This is a genomic window from Oleiphilus sp. HI0079, assembly GCF_001635105.1.
Genome location: NZ_LWFT01000049.1, coordinates 1 through 1,056 on the forward strand (window position 1 = coordinate 1; position 1,056 = coordinate 1,056).

Consider the following 1,056-nt stretch of genomic DNA (forward strand, 5'->3'; position numbering starts at 1 on the left):
GCCGCGTTGATTTCGTCTTTGGTGTGGGCTACGACGATGACATTGACAAGGTGAAGAGCATCATTGATAAGGTGAGTGCAGCTGATGAGCGTGTACTTAAAGATCCCGCGAAAATGATTGTCTTAAGCGAGCTTGCGGATAGCTCTGTCAACTTTACCGTTAGACTATGGGTAAATACATCTGACTACTGGGGCGTATATTTTGATATTCATGAGGCAATGAAAAAAGCCTTTGATGCAGAAGGTATTTCGATCCCGTTTCCGCAGCGCGATGTGCATATGATTCCTCAAGAGGGCAGTAATTCTTGATAACGGATAGCATAACCTGCGTTATATTGCAGTTCTGAAATCTGCACGTCACAAATGTGTTAAATCGGTAAAATGGCGATCAATTTGTGACGTGTATTCAACTAACTCAGTGTGTGTGATCACGAAATAATTTGATTCTTGGGTGTAACGTGTACCTGTACTTGCTTGGGCTCTCCTGGCAATACATTTTCAACTTGTAAGCAATGACAAGTCTGGATCAACGGTGGAGGTAGTACGATGCCAATAAAACAATTACAAGAATACCTGGATGCGCATGATGTCGCATACGAATCTATTGAACACTCTCCTGCCTACACGGCAAAAGAAATTGCAGACCTAGTAAAGGTAGAAAGTGAGCAGGTCGCCAAGACAGTGATGGTGTATCTCGATGGCGTGCTTTCCATGGTCGTTTTACCCGCTTCATGTCGCATTCGTTGGGATCGTTTCACGCGGGCCATGGGAACTGAATTGGTTGATCTCGCTACAGAGACGGAGTTTGAAAGCAAGTTTCCTCAGTGCGAGTTGGGTGCGATGCCTCCATTCGGTCGAATGTACGAAATCCCTATGTACATGTACGAGGGGTTCAACGAAAGCGGTGCGATTGTGTTTCGGGGTGGTACGCACAACCAGTCAGTCAAGATGGACTTCAAAGACTATAAAATGCTTGCGCAACCGATGACCTTGAGCGAAGGCTTTGCTCGAATTGGGGTGTCTCGTCCAGATTGGATGTTACGTCGTAAGGCGAGTT

Annotated in this window: 2 protein-coding genes; both read left to right on the top strand. The window is 45.7% G+C overall.

Translation table 11 applies throughout. The annotated features are described in order from the left end of the window. Positions 1-308: mechanosensitive ion channel family protein (locus A3750_RS00815; RefSeq protein ID WP_156498276.1), on the top strand; the 308-nt coding region annotated here is incomplete at its 5' end. A 237-nt stretch (positions 309-545) separates the two neighbouring features. After that, positions 546-1,056, top strand: a 511-nt coding sequence (locus A3750_RS00820) for an aminoacyl-tRNA deacylase (RefSeq protein WP_068458745.1), incomplete at its 3' end; no start/stop codon positions are given.